The organism is Streptacidiphilus melanogenes, from assembly GCF_000787835.1.
In the GTDB taxonomy this organism is placed as follows: Bacteria; Actinomycetota; Actinomycetes; order Streptomycetales; family Streptomycetaceae; genus Streptacidiphilus; species Streptacidiphilus melanogenes.
Genome location: NZ_BBPP01000003.1, coordinates 21,375 through 43,362, shown reverse-complemented (window position 1 = coordinate 43,362; position 21,988 = coordinate 21,375). Strand labels below are relative to the sequence as shown.

Annotated in this window: 15 protein-coding genes and 1 pseudogene; 6 read left to right on the top strand and 10 right to left on the bottom strand. The window is 73.9% G+C overall.

What is annotated here, in order from left to right; genetic code table 11:
- Positions 1-128: 128 nt before the first annotated feature.
- From TR49_RS03990 to TR49_RS03980, 3 genes are all read left to right on the top strand, one after another.
- The gene (locus TR49_RS03990; protein WP_084724546.1) at positions 129-1,313 is read left to right on the top strand and encodes an AI-2E family transporter; all 1,185 of its coding nucleotides are present in this window, start codon (positions 129-131) and stop codon (positions 1,311-1,313) included.
- A gap of 167 nt (positions 1,314-1,480) precedes the next feature.
- On the top strand, positions 1,481-1,903 hold the full coding sequence (locus TR49_RS03985; RefSeq protein ID WP_152627051.1) for a hypothetical protein: 423 nt from the start codon (positions 1,481-1,483) through the stop codon (positions 1,901-1,903).
- Between the two features lie 215 nt (positions 1,904-2,118).
- Positions 2,119-2,472, top strand: a complete 354-nt coding sequence (locus tag TR49_RS03980; RefSeq protein ID WP_042377197.1) for an SH3 domain-containing protein — start codon at positions 2,119-2,121, stop codon at positions 2,470-2,472.
- A 64-nt stretch (positions 2,473-2,536) separates the two neighbouring features.
- Here TR49_RS03980 and TR49_RS03975 read toward each other — a convergent pair whose 3' ends face one another.
- From TR49_RS03975 to TR49_RS03965, 3 genes are read right to left on the bottom strand one after another with little or no spacing between them, the layout of a single operon-like run.
- Positions 2,537-5,287 (bottom strand): bifunctional YncE family protein/alkaline phosphatase family protein, encoded by a 2,751-nt coding sequence (locus tag TR49_RS03975; RefSeq protein ID WP_042377196.1) that lies wholly within the window; start codon positions 5,285-5,287, stop codon positions 2,537-2,539.
- A 4-nt stretch (positions 5,288-5,291) separates the two neighbouring features.
- A complete protein-coding gene (locus tag TR49_RS03970; protein ID WP_174501548.1) occupies positions 5,292-6,668 on the bottom strand; it encodes an ABC-2 transporter permease family protein in 1,377 nt (458 codons plus the stop codon).
- On the bottom strand, positions 6,665-7,705 hold the full coding sequence (locus TR49_RS03965) for an ABC transporter ATP-binding protein (protein WP_084724545.1): 1,041 nt from the start codon (positions 7,703-7,705) through the stop codon (positions 6,665-6,667). The genes TR49_RS03970 and TR49_RS03965 overlap by 4 nt, the downstream gene beginning before the upstream one ends.
- 330 nt (positions 7,706-8,035) lie before the next feature.
- On the opposite strand from TR49_RS03965, the gene TR49_RS03960 reads away from it, so the two are divergent.
- Positions 8,036-8,491 carry a DUF485 domain-containing protein gene (locus TR49_RS03960; protein WP_042377194.1) on the top strand — a complete coding sequence of 152 codons (456 nt, stop codon included), beginning with the start codon at positions 8,036-8,038 and terminating at the stop codon, positions 8,489-8,491.
- On the top strand, positions 8,488-10,140 hold the full coding sequence (locus TR49_RS03955) for a sodium/solute symporter (RefSeq protein ID WP_042377724.1): 1,653 nt from the start codon (positions 8,488-8,490) through the stop codon (positions 10,138-10,140). Before TR49_RS03960 ends, TR49_RS03955 begins: the two co-directional genes overlap by 4 nt.
- Before the next feature lie 28 nt (positions 10,141-10,168).
- Here the strand turns inward: TR49_RS03955 and TR49_RS39620 are convergent, their stop codons facing one another.
- From TR49_RS39620 to pgfA, 6 genes and pseudogenes are all read right to left on the bottom strand, one after another.
- A complete protein-coding gene (locus TR49_RS39620; protein ID WP_084724542.1) occupies positions 10,169-10,822 on the bottom strand; it encodes a TetR/AcrR family transcriptional regulator in 654 nt (217 codons plus the stop codon).
- Entirely contained in the window at positions 10,819-11,061 is a 243-nt protein-coding gene (locus TR49_RS41060; RefSeq protein ID WP_084724587.1) for a Trm112 family protein, read from the bottom strand. Before TR49_RS41060 ends, TR49_RS39620 begins: the two co-directional genes overlap by 4 nt.
- Before the next feature lie 183 nt (positions 11,062-11,244).
- Positions 11,245-11,796 (bottom strand): annotated as a pseudogene (locus tag TR49_RS03945) (class I SAM-dependent methyltransferase); the annotation flags it as partial.
- Positions 11,797-11,849: 53 nt separating this feature from the next.
- Positions 11,850-13,307: a condensation domain-containing protein gene (locus TR49_RS03940; RefSeq protein ID WP_042377192.1), complete on the bottom strand. Its 1,458-nt coding sequence runs from the start codon at positions 13,305-13,307 to the stop codon at positions 11,850-11,852.
- The gene (locus TR49_RS03935) at positions 13,304-13,921 is read right to left on the bottom strand and encodes a methyltransferase domain-containing protein (RefSeq protein WP_042377190.1); all 618 of its coding nucleotides are present in this window, start codon (positions 13,919-13,921) and stop codon (positions 13,304-13,306) included. Before TR49_RS03935 ends, TR49_RS03940 begins: the two co-directional genes overlap by 4 nt.
- Entirely contained in the window at positions 13,918-14,964 is a 1,047-nt protein-coding gene (gene pgfA / locus TR49_RS03930) for a cell envelope lipid trafficking protein PgfA (RefSeq protein WP_042377187.1), read from the bottom strand. Before pgfA ends, TR49_RS03935 begins: the two co-directional genes overlap by 4 nt.
- Positions 14,965-15,187: 223 nt before the next feature.
- Here pgfA and TR49_RS03925 point away from each other — a divergent pair, with 223 nt between their 5' ends.
- Positions 15,188-16,348 carry a glycosyltransferase family 4 protein gene (locus tag TR49_RS03925; protein WP_084724541.1) on the top strand — a complete coding sequence of 387 codons (1,161 nt, stop codon included), beginning with the start codon at positions 15,188-15,190 and terminating at the stop codon, positions 16,346-16,348.
- Positions 16,349-17,181: 833 nt separating this feature from the next.
- Here TR49_RS03925 and TR49_RS46285 read toward each other — a convergent pair.
- A complete protein-coding gene (locus tag TR49_RS46285; protein WP_042377185.1) occupies positions 17,182-21,894 on the bottom strand; it encodes an alpha-(1->3)-arabinofuranosyltransferase domain-containing protein in 4,713 nt (1,570 codons plus the stop codon).
- Positions 21,895-21,988 lie beyond the last annotated feature (94 nt).

Here is a 21,988-nt window from a genome sequence, read left to right as displayed (position 1 = left end):
CAGCGCCAGGGGCGGACCGCGGCAGGAGGGCCTGGCCCGGCGTGGCGGGGCCTGGCACAACGTGGCGGGACTTGGCGGGGTCTGGCTGAGCGAAGCCAGGAGGAGCAGGTCGAGGGGAAGGAGACCGAGTGGCGCACCGGACGACCCGACCGCCCCGACCGCCCCGACCCACGCCCCGGCGCCGCGGCACCTCGCAGTTCCCCGCCGCCCTGGACCGGCTCGCCCGTGGGGCGCGGCGGGTGCGGGTCGTCGACCTGGACCGGATCACCTCGGGTCCGCACGTGCCGCGCGGCCTGCAGGTGGTCACGGGCTGGGCCTGGCGGCTGCTGGTGCTGGGGACGGCGGCCTACGTGGTGTTCCGGCTGCTGGCGAGGTTCCAGCCGGTCGCCGTCGCGGTCTTCCTCGCGCTGGTGATCGCGGCCCTGCTGCGGCCGCTGGCGGACCGTCTGAACCGGGTGATGCCGAGGATCTGGGCCGTCGTCTGCGCCTACGTGCTGTGCGTGGTCCTGATCGCCGGCGGCTTCGCCCTGACGGGGTTCCTGGTGGCCGGCGAGTCGGGTCATGTGACGACGCAGTTCGACTCCGGGATCCACCGCCTGGAGGTCTGGTTGGAGGGTGCGCCGTTCCACGTGCGCCCGAGCGCCCTGACGGATCTGCAGCACAAGGTGACCTCGTTCATCTCGGCCCACCGGACCACGCTGATCCAGAGCGCCCTCAGCGGCGCCACCCAGGTGGTGGAGGCGCTGACGGTGGCGGCGCTGGGCCTGTTCTGTTCGGTGTTCTTCGTTCATTCGGGCGAACGCATGTGGTCGTGGTTCCGTGACCAGCTCCCGGCGGGCGGACGCTCGGGCTGGGACCGGGCCGGACGGGCGGCGTGGCGCACGTTCGCCGGCTACATCCGCGGCATCATCCTGGTGGCCGGGACCAACGCGATCCTGGTCGGCATCGCGCTGTTCGCGCTGGGCGTCCCGTTCGCGGTCCCGTTGGCGGTGCTGGAGTTCCTGGCGGCGTTCGTGCCGCTGATCGGCTCACCGTTCGCACTGGCGGTCGCCAGCGTGGTCGCCCTGGCCGCGAAGGGTCCGGTGACGGCGCTGATCGTGCTCGCACTCATCGTCGTCATCGGACAGATCGAGGGTCATCTGCTGCACCCCCTGATCATGAGCTGGGCGGTACGGCTGCATCCCGTCGTGGTCGCGATCTCCGTCATCCTCGGGACGATCGCGCTCGGCTTCGTCGGGGCGGTCGTGGCCGTGCCGTTCGTCTCCGTCACCTGGGCCGTCATCCAGGCCGTGCGCGAGCCGGCTCCCGACTGATCACCCGTCTGCCCGCGTCCTGTGCCGCACACCCGTCCGCCGTCGGCCCGCCTCGGCACGAGGCCATACGGGTGGTTTCCCGCGGCCGGGGATGATCGGCGGACCGCCCGGCTGCGAAGATCGCCCCGCAACGATCGGTGTGCGAACAAGAGCAGAGGGCGCGTCGGATGAAGCGGACCGGATTCGTCGGATCCATCAACAGGGCAGCGACAGCGGCGCGTTGGGCATTGCACGCGGGTCTCGGCGCGGTGCTCGCGGTGGCGGGCGTCACCGTCGCTGCGCCGCCGGCCCAGGCGGGGGCGCGCGGCTGCAACGACCGCACCTGCATCGACGTGGACGGCAGCGGCCTGCACGTCGACCGGATCACCGCGTCCACCACCTGGGGCGGCGACTTCACCGGCCACTTCCACGTCTACGGTGGTGGCGTCAGCACCAATAGCACGACCGGCTTTTGGGGGTACCACCAGCACTTCACCGTGCCGGTGGGGCGGGATCTGCCGAACAGGTCCGTGCTGTGCGCCGAGGGCTGGGAGCACAGCGACTCGGGCTACCGGCTGCGTGGACGGGCCTGCGAGGAGGTCCGCTTCTGACACGGCCGCCCCCATGGCGCTCCGTTGCCGAAAGTCATCTTTTGCGGACGGTGGGTAGTCGAATTAGCGTTGCTCGTGACCGGTCCCCACGGGGTCACGACGACAGGGTCGTGGCTGCGAAGGGGCCGACCCGAGGGGTGCACGACGCCGGTTCACGCCGGCAGCCCCCATCCCCCGGCCCGTTCATCGGGCCCACCTCATCAGGAGATTCGCAGATGCTTCTGCAGTCGACTCTTCGCAAGATCGCCACCGTCACGGCCGCCGGCGCGCTCGCCACGGTCGCCGCCGCGGGAACCGCCTCGGCCGCCGCCCCGTCGTCGTGGCACCACCACCTGTACAAGGGTCAGGTCATCGCCAAGACCGGCCTGCTGATCCGCAACGCTCCGAACCGGAACGCCAAGGTGGTCGGCTCGCTGGCCTTCGGCCAGATCGTCTGGATCAAGTGCAAGGTCAACGGCGAGACGGTGGACGGCAACCCGCGCTGGTACAAGCTGGCGAACGGCTGCTGGGCCTGGTCCTCGGCCCGGTACATCGAGAACATCGGTGAGGCCCCGCGCTGGTGCCACTGACGGCAGAGGCATGACGGTCCGCGTCCGGTTCCCCGGACGCGGACCGCTCCATGTGAGGGCCGGGTCAGCCGTCGGTGTCCGAGGAGGGGATGTACGCGCCCGGGACGTCGTTGGGGGCGTAGATCCGGGTCTCACCGGGGTACGGCGTCTTCCAGTTGTGCGTCTGGTACCAGACCAGGTGGTTCATCTGCGCCGGGTTGGCGTAGTCCGGGACCGCGTTGGGTCCGGTCAGCCGCTGCTGCGACTTCCACGTGGCCCACTGGGCCGCGATCGAGGTCTCCGCCGGGGGGACGGCGGTGGTCGACGGCACCAGGGACGCCTTCGGGTCCTGCGGGGCCGGATTGTCGTTGCCGCACGGAGGCGGCGTGGGCAGGCCGTCGGTCAGCGAGGTGCGGTTGGGCACGGCGTCGAACGGCGCGTAGTCGGGCGTGGCGGTGAATGCCGTGGCCATCGGGGTGGCCGCGGTGTCCTTCTGGTTCATCGGGTGGATCCCGAGGATCTGCTCGATGGTGCGGATCATCGTGATCTGCGTGTAGTAATGGTCGTCGACGGTGCCGTGCTGCGCCCAGGGGCTGATGATCTGGATCGGCGCGCGGTGGCCGTCGACGTGGTCGAGACCGGCCTGGGAGTCGTCCTCGACGACGAAGATCGCCGAGTCCTTCCAGTACGTGCTGTGGCTGATCTCGTCGACGATCTTGCCGGTGGCCAGGTCGTTGTCGGCGACCTGCGCGGCCGGGCCGGCGGGGCCGCCCGTGTGGTCGCTGGAGAGCCAGAGCATGTTCAGGTTGGCCGGACCGTTCTTCTCGAAGTCCTGCTTCCAGATCTCGTACCGGTACTGGTCCGGGATGCTGGTGTCGAACTTCGGGAACGCGGGCACGGACACGTTGTTGAGCGACGGGATCGGCGAGGAAGAGGCGAGCGTGTAGGCGCTGCCCTGACCGGTCTTGTCCATGGTCTTGGCGTCGCAGTACAGGTTCTGCCAGCTCGCGTCGGCGGGCTTGGTCAGGAACTGGTGGAACTCGCCGAAGTCCCGGACGGACTTGCCGACCGCCTGCGCGCCGGTCCACAGGAAGCCGGAGGCCTGGTGGCCCAGCGCGTCGTCCTCGGTGTCGTAGCTGCGCAGGTACTCGCCGGCCGAGGACTCGGTGTACTCCGGATCGTCGGCCTGCATCAGCCAGTTGTGGCCCTCGGCGGAGTTGGTGCCGATGTCGTAGGTGTTGTCGTAGAGCCCGAACTGCTCGGCCATGGCGTGCTGGTTCGGCGTCACGTTCTCGCCGAACTGGGCCAGCGCCGGGTCGCCGTTGCCCTGCGGGATGTCGCCGAAGAGCTGGTCGTAGGTGCGGTTCTCCTTGACGATCAGGAAGACGTGCTTGATCGTCGACGGGTCGCCGAGCCGCGCCGGCACCGGGACGGGCTTGGCCTTGTGCCGGCTCGCCAGGGTCAGCGCGCCACGGGTCCAGCCGTTCTGCTGGAAGACCTTGGCGGTCTCGCTCTGGATGACCCGGTCGCTGGGCAGCGTGAACCGGGTCAGGCTCGACGTCGTGTCGTGGGTGTTGTGGGCGCCGGTGGCGTCGGGGCGCAGGGCGTCGATGCCACGGGTGTTGGAGACGATGACGTTCTTGCCGACGGTCGTGATCCGGGCGGGGAAGTAGTCGGTGGGCAGCAGCCCGACGTAGCTGACCGGCTCCTGGGCGCTGGTGAACCGGTAGACCGCGACCGCGTTGGCGCGGCCGAGGGTGACCAGCAGGTGGCCGTCGTCGGTCAGGGTGACCGCGTCGGGCTCGTAGCCGACCGTGGCCTCGGGCCAGGGCTGGGTTGAGATGGTCTGCACGACCTTGTCACGCCTGGTGTCGATGACCGACACGGTGTTGCTGGCGGTGTCGGTGACGAACACCGCGCCCTTCTTCGCGTAGACCGCGGTCGGGTGCAGACCGGTCCTGATGCTGCCCACGGCGGCGCTCGGGTCGGCCAGGTCGATGACGCTGACCGAGCCGGTGGTGGTGGCGCCGGTCACGTGGCTGGCCGGGACCTGGGTGCCGTAGGAGTTGAGCGTGGAGTCCCCGGGCTTGGCCGGGCGACCGCCCTCGTTGCTGACGTAGAGCTTGTCACCCACCTGGACCATGCCTCGCGGCGCGTTGCCCACCGCCCAGCTCTGCTCGATGGCGCCGGTGGCGGCGTTGATGGCGACGACCCGGTTCTGGCCGTTGACGGCGCCGTAGACGGTCTTGCCGTCAGCGGAGAACACCGCCGCGGCGACGAGCGCGTGCTCGGCGCCCTGGGCCGGTATCGCGACCGTGACCGGGTTGGACAGGGAGCCGTCCGGGTCGACCGTGAACCTGGTGTAGCCGTCGGTCTGGCCCAGCCACAGCTGGGTGCCGTCGGGCGAGTACGTCGGGCCCTCCTGCCCCACCGCGCTGCTGGCGATGTGCAGGTCGTCGACGGCGGCGCTGCCGACGCGCTGCTGGATCTGACCGGTCTTGAGGTTCACCACGACCAGCGCCGCGTCGCCGTCGGTCACCGAGGCGGCGAGGTGGCCGCCGTCCGGGCTGACGGTGGACGACATGAGCTTCCCGTCGTTGATGACGAGACGGCTGCCGTAGGGGGCTATGTACTGGTCGCTGGAGATGATCTCGCCCTTGGCGGTGTTCTGGCCGACCTGCTGGTCACCGAACTGGCGGGTCGAGGCGACCGCGGTGCCGGTGGCCACCGCGACGGCGGTGACGCACGCCGTCACCAGTGTCGCCCGGCGGCCGAGGCGGCGGACCGGGAGGACGAAGTGCTGCTCCTGGACACGCCGGCGGCGCGTTACCTGCATGGAGTCATCCCTTCGGGGAGGTGGGGAGCAGCTCGACATTCCCGTCGAACTGCCACAGCGGGTTCGGCGCGTCCCCTGCCGGGGTGTGCACCAGGAAGTAGCCGTTCACTTCTTTCGGGCCGTCGCCGTCGGCCTCGATGCGCCCGTTCGAGGCGATGTTGAGCTGGTAGACCGCGTTGCCGGGGGCCGTCGTCCCGGGCAGGTGCCAGGTGATGACGCAGCGCCAGTCGTTGCCGGCGCCCACCGGGTCGACCTGGCCGTCGCTGCGGTCGCAGGTCGCGGTGGCGCGCAGCTGCGCCTCGGTGACGGCAGGCCGGTTCAGCTGGGCGGTCTGCATCCGGTAGAGGTGCGCGAAGGCGGTGGCCACGGACTGCTGCACCTTGGCCTGGGTGATCCCGGAGCCGGTGGACGGGGTGGCCGCGGCGATGACCCCGAAGGTGAGGGCGAGCAGGGCGGCCAGCGGCAGGATCGCGAGAACGCCCGCCCGGCGGCCGGTGCCGTCGTCCGTGGCGTTGGTGAAGTCCCGTCGCAGGAACAGCCGGTAGGCCACGGCGGTGGCGACGACGATCCAGGCCAGGCTGACCGCGAGGGCGACCAGGAGCTCGCCGAGCTGGGTCGGGGCCGCGAACAGCCCGTTCCAGCAGACGAAGGCGTAGCCGGGCAGGGCGAGGCGGAGTGCGACCGGGAGTGGCAGCATCTGCGCGAGCTGCATCGCGACCGCCAGCAGTGCGGGAACCAGCAGCCCCATCGGCGAGCGCCCGAGCACGACGGAGCCGAGCAGCCCGATCGCGGCGAGGGCGAGGGTGGGCACCAGTGCGCAGGCCCAGGCGAGCAGGACCTTGCCGGCGGCGTCGGACGGCGTCAGCAGATGGCCGTCGATGCCGACCAGCGGCCGGTTGCCCACCGCGGCCACACCGCCGGCGACGCCGGAGGCGACCAGTCCCGCCACGAGCAGGACGAGGGCGGTGAGGGCGGCCAGCGTCTTGGCCCAGAAGATCCGCCGCGGCGAGCGGACCGCGACCAGCAGGTGGCGCCAGGTGCCGAGCCGGTCCTCGGCGGCGAACACGTCCCCGGCGACGACCGACACCAGCAGCGGCAGCGCCCAGGAACCGGCGAAGCCGAGGACCACCAGCGGTCCGGCCCAGCCGGTGGTGTGCATCCAGCGCCCGAAGAGGGTGTCGCTGGGCAGGGTGCCCTGCTGGTCCACCGCGGCGACGAACAGGCCGGGCGCGGTCCAGCAGACGAGCAGCAGCAGGCGGACCCGCCACTGTGAGACGAGCTTGACCAGCTCGAACCGGTAGGCGCGGGTCACCGGGACGCGCAGCGCCTCCTCCTCGGCGCCGGGCGGGATGACGTCCTGCTCGACGACGGTGACGGTCATCGGTCGGCCTCCTGCGCCTTCTGCTCGGCCTGCTCCGCGTGCGACGCGGGTTCCGTGTGTGACGCGGGTTCCGTGTGGTCGGCCTGCGCCGCGTGGTCCATGTGCTCTTCCGGCTCCTCGGTGAGGGTGAGGAACGCGGTCTCCAGCGGCGAGACGACGGGGGCGACTTCGCGGATCGCGAGGTTCTCCCCGACCAGCCGCGCCACGAGCCGCTCCAGGGCGGGCGCCTGCGCGCGCACGACCAGCGCCTCGGCGCCGCGCCAGGCCGCCTCGCCGTCCACGACGCGGACCCCGGCGGCGTCGGCGGCGAGGCGGCGCGCGGCCTCGGGGTCGGAGGTGATCAGGCGGTAGTCGAGTTCGCGGGTCTCGGCGGCCAGCTTGCCGATCGGGCCGGAGAAGCGGACCCGTCCGGTCGCCAGGATGGTGACCTCGGAGCAGAGCGCCTCCAGGTCGTCCATGCGGTGGCTGGAGAGCACGACGGTGGCGCCCTCCCCCGCGAGCCGCGTCAGGACGCCGTGCACATGCTTCTTTCCCGCGGGGTCGAGCCCGTTGGAGGGCTCGTCGAGCACCAGCAGCCGGGGGCGGGCCAGCAACGCCGCCGCCAGTCCGAGTCGCTGACGCATGCCCAGGGAGAAGCCGCGGGCCCGGTCGTCGGCGACCTCGCGGAGCCCGACCTCCTCCAGCACCTCGTCGACGCGCGCGGTCCGCCGGTCCTGGCCTCGCAGCGAGGCGAGCGCCTGCAGATTCTGACGAGCCGTCAATGACGGGTACAGGCCCGGCCCGTCCACGAACCCGGCGACGCCCGCCGGCGCGGCGAGCGCGCGGCCGACCGGCCTGCCGAACACCTCCAGGCTGCCGTCGTCGGCGACGGCCAGGCCGAGCAGCAGACCCAGCAGCGTCGTCTTGCCGGCGCCGTTCGGCCCTACCAGTCCGTGGATCTGCCCCGACGTCAGATCCAGGTCGACGCCGTCGAGGGCGACGACGTCTCCGAAGCATTTGGTGATCCCACGAGCCCGTACCGCACGCTGTGTATCCATGGCCCCTTCTCACAAACCCACCGGAAACGTAAAGGGCGTGACGCGCCATGGTCAGGGGCTGCGGGTTGAACGTACGCGGAACGTCAGGCGACCGACCGCCCCTCGTGGGCCATCCCGCCCCATCCCTTCCCTCCGCTGCCGGGACGTCGCCGCCGACGCTCCGTGCACCGATCCTCGCAGGTGAGCGAAACAGTGTCTGCTGACTGGACACATGTCTAGTCAATGGCCTCCGGGCTGGCTACGCTGACGGCCACCCCGCCGCCCCGGACTCGCCCGCGAGGTTCACCTGCGGGCCCCACCCACCCATGCCGCCACCGCGAGGACCCTTCGATGCATCCCACCTCCCACCCCGGAGAGCCGCCGTACGGCTTCGGCGAACCCTCCGGCTGGCCCCGGCCCGCCCGGCCCGGGCCGCCCTCCACGCTCGGTCCGCCGCCGGAGAAGACCGGCACGCCGGGACTCGACGGCCTGCGCCGACGCGTCACCCGCCTCGACCGCAGCCTGATCACCGTCAACGCGGTCTGCTTCGCAGCGCTCGTGCTGCTGGCCGGCGCCGCTCCCGGCCTGCTCGCCACCGAGATCGTCGGGCGCGTCAACCTGGGGCTGCTGCTCTGCGCGGCCCTCGGCGTGGTGTCGTTGTGCACCTCGATCCGCTACGACCGCCGCTACAGCCGCGAGGTCGACCCCGAGGCGGACCGGATCCGGACCAGGCACGAGGAGCGGGCGGCCGCCACGGCCACGGCGGCCGAGGAGCGCGCCGCCGCACGGAGATGGAGCGGCTGGTGAGCCCTCTCCTCCTCGCCGACGCCGTCCCCGCGGCAGGCCAGAGCACCCACACCGCGGTGCTGATCGCCTTCCTGGTCTTCGTCTGCGTGACGCTGCTGCTCTGCGTCATGGTCGGTCCGGACAAGGACGAGGTCGCCGACTTCTACACGGCCAACCGCACGCTGACGCCGCTCCAGAACGGCCTGGCCCTGTCCGGCGACTACATCTCCGCCGCGACCATGCTGGGCACCACCGGCATCATCGCCCTGTCCGGCTTCAACGGCATCATGCTCGACGTCAGCACGGCCCTCGCGCTCAGCACGCTGCTGGTGCTCGCCGGCCCGCTGCGCAACGCCGGCCGCTACACCCTCGGGGACATCTTCGCGCTGCGGGCCCCCGGCAGGGCGCCACGCGTCGCCGCCTCGGTGGCGACCCTCGCCGTCTCGGTGCCGTTCCTGGTCGTCCAGCTCTCCGGGGCCGGTGCCGCGACCGCCATGCTGCTCGGGCTGACCAGCGCCGGGGCCCAGCAGATCTGCATCGTACTGATCGGCGTGCTCATGGTCGCCTACACCCTGGCCGGGGGCATGAAGGGGACCAGTCTCATGCAGATCGCCAAGGTGGTCCTCACCACCGTCACCCTGGCGATCACGACGCTCTGCGTGCTGGCCCGCTTCCACTGGAGCCCGAGCGAACTGCTGTCCGCGGCCGCGCAGGGCAGCGGTCACCCCGCCGACTACCTGCGCTCGACCTCGCAGTTCGGCGTCACCGCCAGCGGCCCGCTCAACATCGCCGGACTGCACCTGACCGTCGTGCTCGGCGCCGCCTGCATGCCGCACATGATCATGCGGATCAACGCCACCTCCGACGGAGCCACCGCGCGCCGTTCCACCCGGTACGCGCTCGGCACCGTGGGCATCTACAGCGTCCTGCTGGCCGTCCTCGGCCTCGGCGCCGCCGCGCTGGTGGGCGGCCAGACGATCTCCGCCGTCAACCCCAACGGTCAGGCGTCCCTGCTGCTGCTCGCCGGAACCCTGGCAGGCGGCCCCTCCACCACGGCCGGGCTGTCCCTGACGACCGCCGTGGCCTGCACGGTCTTCGTGACGGTCCTCGCGGTGGTCGCCGGCATCACCCTCAGCGCGGCCGCCAGCCTGGCCCACGACATACACGCCCACGCCGTGCGCCGCGGCCGTCTCACCGAGGCCAAGGAGGTGCGCACGGTCCGGTGGGCCGCGCTGCTCTTCGGGATCGTCGGCATCCTGCTGGCCGTCGAGGCTCAGGGCTACAACGTGCAGTTCCTCTCCATGCTGGCGGTGGCCGTGGCCGCCTCCGCAGTGCTGCCCGCCCTGGTCTGCAGCCTCTTCTGGCGCGGCTACAACCGCACCGGGCTGCTCTGGTCCGTCTACGGCGGCGCGGCGCTCACGATCGGCCTGCAGCTGATCTCCCCCACCGTCTCCGGCGGCCCGGGAACGCTCTTCCCGACGCACGACTTCGCCTGGTCCCCGCTGCAGAGCGTGGGGCTGGTCTCCATCCCGGCCTCGTTCCTGCTGGGCTGGGCGGGAAGCGTGCGCGGCCGGCGACGGGCCGAGGCCGGGAACGGGGTCGACCAGGACGACCGGATCGACCAGGAGGCCGTGGAGCTGCGGGTGCTCACCGGGGCCGACGCGGACTGACCCCACACCGCGGCACGCCGCGGAGGGCTCAGCGCCTGGGCGGGGTCGCCTCCCCGCCCAGGGCGAGCCACCAGGCGGCCGTCATCTCGTCCAGCAGCACGTCCCGGTCCGGCTGCCAGGCCTGCTGCACCACGGTGTCCATCGCCACCTGGTGGAACTGGCGCAGCAGCAGTTGCAGGCGCACCCGCGCCCGGGCCGGGTCCTCCGAGTGGTCCAGGTACTCCGGCAGCGCCTCCACCATGCGCTCGACGGCCGCCGAGCGGCGCTCCGCGACCGTGCCCTCCACCGCCATCGCCTCGTTGAGCGCGGCCAGCAGCCGGGCGTGCTCCTCGTACCAGCCGAGCGACAGCTCCAGCCAGCGACGCAGCCCCGCGCGGGTGCGCAGCGCCTTCGGGAGGGTGGCGTACAGGCCCCGGTCCGAGGGCGTCACCCGTTCCAGCAGCGCCGCGGCGGCCTCGGCCTTGGAGCGGAAGTGCACGTAGAACGTGGCCCGGCTGGCCCCGGCGCGCCGCACGATCTCGTCGACGGTCGCCGCCGCGTAGTCCGTCTCCTCCAGCACCTCGCGCACGGCCTCCAGCAGCCGCTTGCGGGTCAGCTCCCGGTACTCGCTGCGCAGCGAAGGCGCCCGTGGGGCGGCCTGCGGCGCGGAATCCGCCGCGGATGAAGCGGATGAAGGAGTCACGGGCCCACCCTATCCCGCCCCCGGGAGGCGGATTCGACGCCCGGGCCGGTGATGCGTTCGTGGTCGTCCGGGCCCACCGGGCGTGCCTCGTCGGCCAACAGCTGCGGGATGTCGTCGACGATCGCGTAGGCGCGGCGCAGTCTCGGGTTGTACAGGCTGTCCGTCTCCGCGTCGTACAGCAGGGGGCCCTTGTCGACGGGACAGGCGAGCAGGTCGAGGAGCTCGGCGGGCAGGGGCATGCGGTCCTCCGCGGATGGGACGGTGTCGGGGCGTCCCGGGCCGTCGGCGCCGGGGGCCGGTCGCGTGCGGGCGTGGACGATCAGGTCGGCGGCGAACTCGGGCACGTGCTGGAGCAGGCGGTCCAGCGGGCGCAGCAGGCGCGGGGTGTCGTGGTAGGCGGCCCCGCGGACGGCGACGATGTCGAGACCGTGCCCGCGCAGCAGCCCGAGCAGCGCGGCGCGGGTGAACAGGCGCAGGTGGCCCACGACTTCACGGCCGGGACGGCCGTAGATCCGCCGCAGGCTGACCTCGCTGAAGACCGGCTGCACGCCGGCCAGCAGCAGTCCCCGGTTGAACCAGGCCGCCAGGTTGGGCGTGGAGAGCAGCAGCGACCCGCCGGGCCGCAGCACGCGGACGAGCTCGTCGAGGGCCGCGTCGGTGTCCACGAGGTGCTCGATGACCTCGCTGAACACGACCACGTCGAGGGCCCGGTCGGCCACGGGCAGCCCGCCGCCGTCGAGCGTCGCCCGCACCAGGGTCATGCCGCGCGCCCGGGCCCGCTCCAGGGCCATCTGGGACCAGTCCGCGCCGACGACGGTGTGCCCGTGGGCGCGATCGGCGAGCAGTGCGGTGGCCGCTCCGTCGCCGCAGCCGACGTCAAGGATGCGGAGCCGCCGACGGCTCGCCGCGGCCTGGTCCAGCAACGGCTCGAGCAGCGCAAGTTGGCGTCTGGCCCGGTCGAGGCCGGAAGCCACGACGACGGTGGGGTCCTCGTAGAGGCTGCGCAGCGGGGAGGCGGCGGAGTCGGTCACGGGTTTCCTTCCGTGCGGTGGGCCGCGGTCGCGGCGAGGTCGGCTCCCGCCGTGTCCGCGGCGACCGGTGCGGCGGCGACCGGTGCGGTGGCGGCGGGTGCGGCGGCGGCCAGTTCGGCGACGGCTTCGGCGAACACGTCGGTGAAGGCGGCGGCGGCCGGGGCGTCGAGCGCCTCGAAGCGATGACGGAACATCACGTGCAGGCGTCCGTGGGCGCCGAGGGCGGTCACCGAGAGGCCGCGCGGCATCGGCGCGGGCGCGGCGGCCCACAGCTCGGTGATCTCCCCCGCGCCCACGAGTACGGGCGGCAGGTCGGCCAGCGGGCCGAGGTTGCTGAGCATGGTGGTGTCCGCGAAGGAGCGCGCCGCGAACCGCACGCAGGGGGCGAGGGCCCGCCGCAGAGCGCGCGGCAGCCACGGGGAACCGAGCACGACCGCGGCCGGCCCTCCCTGGGGCCCTGCGGGCGCGGCCTTGGCCTCGGCGGTCCGGACGGCGACGGCGGCGAGCACGGCGCGGGCGTCGCGACCGGCCGCGTCGATGGAGGTGAGCCGTGACTGGTTGCCGCCCCCGACGTGCCGCGCCTGCCGGTCCCGGGTGTTGACGGGCATCGTGATCCGCAGCGGCTCGACCGGCCGGGCGTGCCGCGTGTTCCACCGGGTGACGGCCAGGCCGAGGGCGGCGAGCAGCAGGTCGTTCAGCGTGACCCCCGCCGCCCGGGCGGCCCGCGCGAGCGCGTCGCTCCCCTCGACATCGAACCCGAGCGACACGAGCCCGTACCCACGCCGCCCCGCCGACGCGGGCTCCCGCGCTACCCGCACGGGCCTCGGCGGCAGCATCCCTCTCCGCCCGTCTGCCCTGGCGGCCCCGTCCTCCCTGCGCTCACGACTCCCCGCGCCGACAGCCGCGGCCTCGTCGTGCGCGGGCTGGACCGAAGGGGTTCCCACCGGGGCCGCTCCCGCAGGCGCGGCTGCGACGTGCGCCGCCTCGGCGTTGTACGCCGCGCAGATCGCCAGCAGGACGCCGACGAAGCCCATGCCGTCGAAGCCGGCGTGGTGGGCGACCAGGAGGAGGCGGTCGCCGCCGGGTGGGCCGCTGAGCAGGCGCAGGCGCAGCAGGGGTGGCTGCCGCAGGTCGAGGGGGTGGTCGAGGATGGCGCGCCGTTGGGCGTCGAGGTCGAGGTCGAGGTCGGGGCCGGTCAGGACGGTCAGCGGATCGATGGGGGGCCGTGGTTCGACCTGCCAGCGGCTGCGGGTGCGCCAGGGCGGTGTCGGCAGTCGCCGCGAGCGGGTGGCCGGGTGGTCGGCGAACGCGGTGTGGACGGCGGCGCGGAGCCGCTCGGGGTCCAGGCGTCCGGCGACGCCGAGTTCCAGGTAGATGAGGTTGGGTTCGCCGCGTCGCTCCATCAGGTCGGCGGTCTCGTCGACCGCGGTGAAGCGGGTCGCCTGGGTGGTCATGCCGTCCTCCGCAGGACCAGCTCGGTGCGGCGGCGGGGCAGCCGCACGATCGGGGGGCGGGTGAGCAGTGCCAGGTCCTCGCGTCGGCGGAGGAGGTGCACGAGGGGGCGGCGGGCGCCGGTGAGGGAGAGGCAGACGAGTCCGCCGACGCGGGTGATCCGGGCCAGCTCGTCCACGACGCCGACGGCGTCGGGTCCGCTCGGTAACGCCGCGTCGCAGTAGGCGAGGTCGGCCGCGCCGTCCTTGACCGGCAGCCAGTAGCCGTCGGCGACGATGCGCTCCCCCGGCCCTGGCGCGGCGAGGTCCGGCGCGTCGGCGGGGGTCGCGGGCTGCGCGCGGCCGGTCGTGCCCGGTTCGACGGTCAGGCAGCGGGCGCCTGCGGCGCGGAACGCGTCCGCGCGCCACACGTCGGTGCCGACCGCGACCACCTGACGGTCTGCCAGCCCGAACGACCGGTCCAGACGCCGCACCCGGTAGGCGGCGTGCAGGCGCTGGTAGGCGGGGTCGGCGACGCCGTGCCGGGCGGCGGTGGCCAGCAGGCGCAGCGCCGTCGCCGCGGGGGGCCGGGCGTCCGCTGCGCACCGGGCCGCGGGCACGCCGTCTCCCGTGCTCATAACTCCTCCGCCACCGGGGTCTCGGCCGCCGGGATGTGAGTCCGCGCCTCCGGGCCTTCGGGCTCGTCGGGCCCGTCCGCCCCGCCGGCTCCGCCGCCCGGTAGGCCTGGCACGCCCGGGACCGCTCTGCGGTGCGTCCGCAGGGCGCCGAGGGCCGCCAGCACCACGCCGAGGGCCGTGACCAGCCAGGGCACCGGCCCTTCGAGCAGCGAGAGTTCGGTCGCCTGCCCGGTGGCCTGGTCGACGAGCTGCTGCTCGGTGTCCTGCGTGGTCCGCAGCGTCACGTCGAGGGCGGTGGCCGCGTGGCGCGTGTCGCCGGGCAGCCGCAGCGTGACGATCTCGTGGGTGGTGACGGAGACGGGCGTGCCGGTCTCCGGGTCGACCAGGGTGACGGTCTGCGGGTTCTGGTACCACTCCTGGGCCTCGACGGTGGCGTCCTTGGAGGTCACGCCGAGCACGCCGGGCGGCACGGCGAGGGTGCCGACCTCGGTGGGCGGGATGGTCTGCACGTAGGCGTTGAACGCGTGGCCGTCGATCTCGCGGGTGCCGTCGAGCTGCGCGGGGAAGGCCCGTGCGGCCTCCGGATCCCAGAGCCGGTAGCTGAGGGCTTCGGCGTGGAAGGGGAACTTGCGGAAGGCGTCCGCCCCTTGGCCGGTGTCGGCGCCGCAGCAGGGGACGTACTGGTTGGTGACACGGTCGAAGGTCCAGCGGTGCACGCTCAGTTGCAGGGCCTGCCGGGCGTCGGCCAGCGCGATCGTGCTCGGGGTGTCGACACGGGTGGTGATGGTCCACACGGCGGCGTGGTGCTTCCGGCCGACGGCCGGGTCACCCTGGATGTGCTCGGTGACGGTGACCAGGCCGGTGCCCGGCGCTCCCGTGGTCGGGTCGAGGTAACGGCCCTGGCCGGTGGAGACGGTGGTGTCGTCGGGATCCCACGGGGCGACGCGGACGGCGGGCAGCACGGCGAAGTGCAGCACGGGGCCGGCGGCGGCGAGCAGGACGCCGGTGGCGAGCAGGACGGCGGCGCTGACGCGGTGGCTCATCGGACCCCCAGAGGGCTGCCGGACGTGGTGGCGGCGGAGCACGAGCGCGAGACGTCTCGGACCGTAGAGCGCAAACTGACGCAACGTCAATAATTGCGCACTGGCTGATGATTCCCATGTGAGCCAAAGAACTACCCACAAGTAAGAAGTTATTGACGCTTTGTCATCAACGCCCTAGGGTTGGCGCGCCCTTCTCCCCGCCCCCGACGAAAGGCACCCCCCGATGGACCGCTCAGGCGTCCTTCGGCCGCCGTCCCGGGAGAACGACGCCCGGGCCCGGACGGCGCCCCGCGCGCACGTCGCCTTCCTGTCCCTGCGCGATCTCGCCAGCCCCGCCGCCGGCGGATCCGAACTGCTCATCGACAAACTCGCCGAAGGCCTCGCCCGTCGCGGCCATCCCACCACCCTGGTCTGCGGCGGTCCCGTCGGCGCCGGACGCCCCTACCGGGTGCGCCGCAACGGTGGCCCGTACAGCCAGTTCCTCACCGCGCCGCGCGCGGTCCGCTCGCTGGACCGGGTCGACCTGCTGGTCGAGGTGTGCAACGGCCTGCCCTACCTCGCCCCCGCATGGTCGCCGCGCACTCCGGCGGTCTGCCTGGTCAACCACGTGCACCGCGAGCTGTGGCCGCTGCGCTACCCCTGGCCGATCGCCGCGCTGGGCCGCTACGCGGAGACCGTGCTGCTGCCGCGGGTCCACCGCGGCAACCTGTTCGTGGCCGTCTCCGAGTCCACCGCCCGGGCGCTGGCGGAGATCGGCGTGGCCCCCGAGCGGATCCGCGTCGTCACCAACGGCGTCGAGGACGTGGCCCAACCCGCAGCGCTGCCACGGAAGTCGGCCGAACCGCTGTTCCTGGCGCTGGGCCGGCTCGCCGAGTACAAGCGGATCGACCTGCTGCTGCGGCTCTGGGAGCGGGTGCGTCCGGTCACCGGCGGCACCCTCGTCATCGCGGGCGACGGCCCCGAGCGCGAACGGCTGGAAGCCCTGGCCGGGAGCCGGGTCGTCTTCACCGGGCGGATCAGCGAGCAGACCAAGCACGAACTGCTGTGCCAGGCCTGGATGCTGCTGCACCCGTCACAGGTCGAGGGGTGGGGCCTGGTGGTCACCGAGGCCGCGGTGCGCCGCACGCCCACCGTCGGCTTCCGCATCCCGGGCCTCACCGACTCCGTCGCGCACGGCGCGACCGGCCTGCTGGCCCCCACCGAGGGCGCGTTCGCCTCAGCGTGGGCCGGGCTCGCCCTGGACCCCGCCCGGCGGCGGGCCATGGGCGCGGCGGCCCGCAGACGCGCGCTCGGCCTGCGCTGGCACACCACCGTCGAGCGGTTCGCCACCGTCGTCGACGAGGCCCTGCACCGGGCCGCCCACTCCGCGCGCGCCGCGCACTGACGCGGCGGGCGGCCGCAGCGCCAGCACCAGCAGCGAGGCGACCAGCGCCGCGAGGCGCAGCCCGAGCCGCAACGGATCGGCGGGCAGCGGCTCGTGGAAGATCACCCCGCCCGCGACCATGACCAGGGCGTTGCCGGTGATCACCTGGGCGGGCACCAGCGTGGCCGCGCGCGAGCGCTGCAGCCCGATCTGCATCACCCCCAGCATCAGCACGGAGAACAGGCCGAGCAGCCACGGGTACGGCAGTGCCGCCAGGGCGGGCAGGGAGCGGCGGCCGTCCCGCGCGGAGACCGCGAGCGCCTTGGCCAGCAGCCCGCCCGCGCCGTTGAGCAAGCCGACCGCGACCCCGTACGCCGTGCCCGAGCGGGGACCGCGCGGCAGCAGCACCGCGGCTGCGCCGGCCGCCGCCAGCGCACACACCGTCAGCACCGCGACCGGGTGCTGACCGCGGCCCACGGGGTCCAGGTGCGGGTCGTAGCTGAGCACGAGCATCACTGTGCTCGCGGCCAGCAGCCCGAGCATGGCGAGGTCGGCGCGCGCCGGCGCCTCCCGGTAGGCCACGGCGGAGGCGGCGACCAGAACGGCCGGGCCGACGGCGAGCAGCGGCTGCGCCACGGTGATCGGCAGCAGCCCCTGCGAGACGACCTGCAGCACCAGCCCCGCGAGGACCAGTGCGAACCCGGCGAGCCACGCGGGCCGCCCGAACAGCGACCGGAACAGCGCGACCGGCGCGCCCAGCCGCAACGGCGGCAGCGCGCCGAGCGCCTGCTTCTCCACCAGCAGACCGACGTTGTAACAGACGGCCGCGAACACGGCCGCCCCGACGCCGAGTATCACGGCTCCCCCGCCTCGTCCTCGGGCCCCGGCGCCGGTGGCATGCCCTCGGTAGACACGTCGTTCTCCCCGGCAGCGGTCGTCGGCGTGGCGGTGCTCGGCGATTCGTCGGCGCGACGGCCCGCAGGAGCCTCGGCGGCGGCGGTCTCACCCCGGGTCTGGCGCGGGATGCCGACCGCGCCAGGGCGCGCCTCCGCGCTGCCCGGGGTTTCGCGGGGGGCGGGGGCGGGATCGGGCCGGGGGGTCGGCTGGTAGGCGCTCGCCTTCGGCGCGCCGCTCTGGTGCGGGACGAAGGGGAGCAGCGGGCCGGGCTCGACGAGGGTCGGCGGACCGGCCGGCTCCGACGCCGGGGGCGCCGGGGCCGTCTGCGGGGGCGGCGCGACCGTCGGGGCGGGCGTCTCCGGCTGGGCGGTGCCACCGGGCGTCCCTTGCGGGCGCAAAGCGGTCCATCTCGCCAGTGCCGCCGCGAGGGCGGTCAGCGCGCAGGCCTGCGCGGCCGCGCTGAACGCGCCCTGGCCCGGCGTCAGGCCGTGCTGGACGTCGACGGCGGCGATCAGGCCCGCCGCGGTCATGGCCGCGACCGCCAGGGCGGGAGCCACGACCCGGGCCAGGTCGGGACGCCACCACCACAGCGCGGCCAGCACCAGGACCACGCCTGCCATCGGGCCGCCGACCAGTGCGAGGACGGCGAGGCCGACGACCGGCCCGGCGATCAGCGCGGCGGTCCTCCCGGCGGCCTTGCGTGCGCCCGCGGCCGGGAGCAGGGCCGCAGCGCCGGCCGGTGCGCCGGACCGCTGCCGCCGCGCCGCCCAGGCCGCCGTCGCGAGCACGAGCAGCAGCAGGAAGCCGCCGACCGAGAGCGCCACGACGTACCAGGTCTGCGGCGTGTAGGTCAGCTGCACCTCGCCACCCGCTCCGGCCGGGATCAGGAAGCCCTGCTGCCAGCCGTCGAGGGTGACGGCCTGGAGCGCCCGCCCGTTCAGCGTCGCCGACCACCCGGGTGCGGCGTTCTCGTGCACCTCCAGGTAGGCGGCCGGTCCCGGATGGACCGTCACGGTGCGGTCCTCCTGGCCCCAGCTCCACGCGCCCGTCGTGCGCACCGCCGCGCCCGGCGCGGTCTCGGTGCGCGACAGCGCGGCGCGCTCCGACGCGCCGACGAGGGTCACGTCCGTCAGAGCCAGGGACTGGCCCGCCGCATCCCCGGGAGCGTAGAGACTGCGGGTGCCCGCCGGGAGTGTGAGGCGACCTCCGGTCGTGCAGAGCGTGACCACGACCGGCTGCTGCGAGAGCAGCGCCCCCAGCGTGCCGGAGGCGGACGTCGGGTAGCTGCGGCCGTCGACGGTGAGCTGCGGGCCCTGGCCGCACGGCAGCGCGAACGAGGCGCCGGGGTCGGCCGCCTGCTGCGGCAGGTCGCGCAGCGCCGGGAACGAGGCCCGGGCGAGCCCCAGCGGCAGCGGCACCTCGCTGCCGGTGATCGGCTCGTAGGTGTCGACCTGCTGGATCTTCGGGAAGGTCACGGTGACCCGGTCCGTGCGCAGCGGCGCGAAGATCACCCTGCCGTCGCTGCCCACCGACGCGGTGCGGTCGCCCGCGGGGCTGCTGAGCCGCACGGTCAGCGGCGCGGCGGACAGTCCGCGGGCGGGCCGGAGGTCGAGTTCGCTGAGGGTCCGCTGCCCCTTCCAGGAGTAGCTGAGCTGCGGCGTGGTCCCGGGCGCGGCGATCCAGCCGTCGAAGGACGTGGCCTGGACCAGGTTCGCGGCCTGGTACTGGGGCAGGTCGGCGATGGCGGGGCTGCCGGTGACGGTCAGGCCGCCGCTCGGCGTCAGCTTGTGGATCAGCGCGTCCAGGGCCGGTCCGGGGACCGGCATGGCGGTCAGCTGGGTGTCGAAGGAGTCGGGCGCGTCCAGGGTGAACCGGCGGGCCAGCGAGGTCTCGGCGCTCTGCGGGCCGAGCAGGCCGGTCGCGCCGACGGTGCGGTGGAAGGAGAAGGCAACGCCGCCCTGACCGTTCGTCGCCGCGTCGTGCGGGGCGGCCAGGTAGCGGGTCACCTGGACGCCGGGGACGGACACCTCGCTGATGCCCGCGCCGAGCCCGCCGGGGACGGCTCCGCGTGCGGCGGCGATGGTGAGTGTGAGGCTGCGGGTGGGACCGGCCGGGACGGCCAGGTCCTGCGGCGAGCCGCTCGCGCTCAGGGTGTCTGTCACCGTGCCGTGGTCGGTGCGGACGGTCAGCCTGCTGACGAGCGGCCGCAGCGGGCTGTCGGCCAGCAGCCGCACGGACACCGCGGCGGGCAGGTCGACGGGGCCGGCGAAGTCGATCCGCAGCCACTGGCCGACGGGGCTGCTCGGGCTGCCCTCGGTCCAGGCGGTCCCGGCGTCGCCGTCGAAGGCGTTGACCGGGTCGTACTGCGGGGACTGGAGCAGCCAGGAGCCGTAGCTCGACGCGGTCACCGAGGCCGCTCCGGCGATCACGGCCGTGGTCTGGTGCCCGGTCACGTCGAAGGGCAGGGCGATCTGGCTGGGCGCCTTGCCTCCGGTGCCGTCGGAGCGGTCGGGCGGGTTCGTCCCCGTCGCGGTGTAGGTGTAGGAGACGTTGTCGCGGACGAGTCCGAAGGAGGTGTCGGTGCGGCGCAGGCCGTCGGTCACCACGAGCGGGCTGCCGGCGGGCGCGACACCGCCGGTGGCCGCGGTCTGACCGCTCAGCAGCACGGGTCGGCCGTCGGCGAGCCCGCCGCCGAGGCCGTCGGGCGGCCCGCTGAGCGGGAGCAGGCTCTCCGGTCCGCCGCTCAGCCGCAGGGCCCCGGCGGCCGGGAGAACGCTGAAGGGCGTCTCGGGCTGGAGCGGGGCGGCGTCGGCCTCGAAGACCTCGACGGCCGGGTAGCCGTAGTCGAGGGCGACGACCTGCAGCGGCGTGTCGCCGCGCACCGGCGTCGGCGGGATCTCCGGCCCGAAGGAGGTGACGAGGTGGAAGCCGGACTGGAGCAGCGTCTCGCGGTAGGCGGTGGGGTTGACGTAGTCGAACTGGCCGGGGTCGAGGTCGTGGCGCAGCACGACGTAGCGGATGCCCGCCCGGGCCAGGTAGGCGGCCAGGCCCGGCTGGTCGGTGCCGGTCGCGAAGGCCTGCTCGGCGGCGTCGAGGTAGCGCTGCACGCCCGCGCCGCCGTCGGGGACGAGGGTGCGCTCGGCCCACGGGGACTGGGCGTAGGGCTGCAGCGCGTCGTCGGTGGTGCTGCCCCAGGTGTAGTCGCCGTGCGAGGCAGCCGGTTCGAGCAGGCTGCGCCCGCCCCCGCCGTTGTCGGCGAGGAACGCGGCGGTCTGCTTCCAGTAGTCGGGCACCGCCTTGAAGGATCCGCTCTGGAGCGTACGGGCCGTCAGGTACGGGACGGCGCAGCCGATCAGCGCGGCGGTGAGCACGAACGCCGTGACGGGCACGAGCACGCGGCGGGGCCCGGTGACGGCGCGGCCGAGCAGGTGGGCGAGGCCGAGTACGAGCGGCAGCGCGAGCAGCGGCTGGAACTTGTAGATGCTGTGGAACGCCTCTCCCGGCCCGCTCAGGAACGACTGCGCCTGGTCGTGCAGCGGGCCGCCGAGGGCGCCGCCGTAGACCGCCATGACGGTGACGGCGCCGACGCCGAGCGTCCAGCGCAGCCAGCGCCCTTCGGGGAGATCACGGCGAGCCAGCCCGCCGAGCCCGAACGCGGCGAGCGCGGCGCTGCCCGCGACGGCCCACCCGGTGGTGGCCAGGACCCAGCCCGCGCTCAGCGCGGGCGTGCCGAAGTCGAGGTAGTCCAGCCAGTTGCCGGTGCCGCGCAGCGCCTCGGTGGCGGCCATGGTCGACGCGGTGGTGTGCGGCGTCTCGATGTAGGGGAGGAAGTCGAAGCCGTAGCGGCCGAGCAGCAGCAGCGGCAGCCACCACCATGCGGTCACCAGCGGGACGGCGAGCAGCCACCATCCGAGCAACCGCCGTCCGCGCGGTGTCCACTGACGGGTCAGCAGATAGAGCAGCGGCGCGGGCAGCACGGCGAGGACGGTGACGGCGTTGACGCCGCCCATGCACAGCACGGCGAGGGCCGAACGGGCGGCGCAGCGCAGCGGCGAGGCCCCCTCGCGGGCGCCGTCGACGAGCGGCACGACCACCCAGGGCAGCAGCGCCATCGGCAGCACGGCCGCGGAGGTGGAGCCGAGGACGGCGGTCAGCGTCGGCCACAGCGCGTAGGCGAGCGCACCCGCGAGCCGGGACCCGGGCGTGCCGACGCCGAGGCGTTCGGCCAGGCGGACCATGCCCCAGAAGGCGACGGCGACGATGAGCGACATCCAGAGCCGCTCGGTGATCCACGGCGGCAGCCCGAGCCATTCGAGGACCAGGTAGAACGGGCCCATCGGGAAGGCGTAGCCGACGGCCTGGTCCTGCAGTCCGCCGAAGCCGCCCTGCGAGCTCCACAGGTGGGCGAGCTGGCCGAGAAAGCGGCCGGGCGTCAGCACCACGTCGGCCTTGGTGTCGAAGACGATCCGTCCCGGGGCCTCGACGAGCAGCGCAGCCAGGACGACGGCCCAGAAGCCCGCGAGCAGGCGGCCGCCCGCTCCGCCGCCCGCGCGTGCCCCGAAGAACCACTGCCGCACCCGCGGTCCGCGCGGACCGGCGCGTCCGGCGTCGGGCGCGGTCGCGACCGCGGTGCCGGCGGCCACCGGACTGCTCACTTCGGCGGTAGTCACCGTGCTTCCTCCTCGCCGTTCGACGTCTGCCGACCGTCCGACCCTCCGGTTCCGACGGCCGTCCTCCCGTCGGCGGGGCCTGCGGGCCCGCCTC

Bases quoted from the DNA above. Each gene is read 5' to 3' on its own strand.
- TR49_RS41060 (WP_084724587.1), bottom strand. From the start codon at position 11,061: ATGCCCCTGCCCGCCGAGCTCCTCGACCTGCTCGCCTGTCCCGTCGAC.
- TR49_RS03965 (WP_084724545.1), bottom strand. From the start codon at position 7,705: ATGGATACACAGCGTGCGGTACGGGCTCGTGGGATCACCAAATGCTTC.
- TR49_RS03985 (WP_152627051.1), top strand. From the start codon at position 1,481: ATGAAGCGGACCGGATTCGTCGGATCCATCAACAGGGCAGCGACAGCG.
- TR49_RS03960 (WP_042377194.1), top strand. From the start codon at position 8,036: ATGCATCCCACCTCCCACCCCGGAGAGCCGCCGTACGGCTTCGGCGAA.
- TR49_RS03935 (WP_042377190.1), bottom strand. From the start codon at position 13,921: ATGAGCACGGGAGACGGCGTGCCCGCGGCCCGGTGCGCAGCGGACGCC.
- TR49_RS03980 (WP_042377197.1), top strand. From the start codon at position 2,119: ATGCTTCTGCAGTCGACTCTTCGCAAGATCGCCACCGTCACGGCCGCC.
- TR49_RS03940 (WP_042377192.1), bottom strand. From the start codon at position 13,307: ATGACCACCCAGGCGACCCGCTTCACCGCGGTCGACGAGACCGCCGAC.
- TR49_RS03975 (WP_042377196.1), bottom strand. From the start codon at position 5,287: ATGCAGGTAACGCGCCGCCGGCGTGTCCAGGAGCAGCACTTCGTCCTC.
- TR49_RS03925 (WP_084724541.1), top strand. From the start codon at position 15,188: ATGGACCGCTCAGGCGTCCTTCGGCCGCCGTCCCGGGAGAACGACGCC.
- TR49_RS03970 (WP_174501548.1), bottom strand. From the start codon at position 6,668: ATGACCGTCACCGTCGTCGAGCAGGACGTCATCCCGCCCGGCGCCGAG.
- pgfA (WP_042377187.1), bottom strand. From the start codon at position 14,964: ATGAGCCACCGCGTCAGCGCCGCCGTCCTGCTCGCCACCGGCGTCCTG.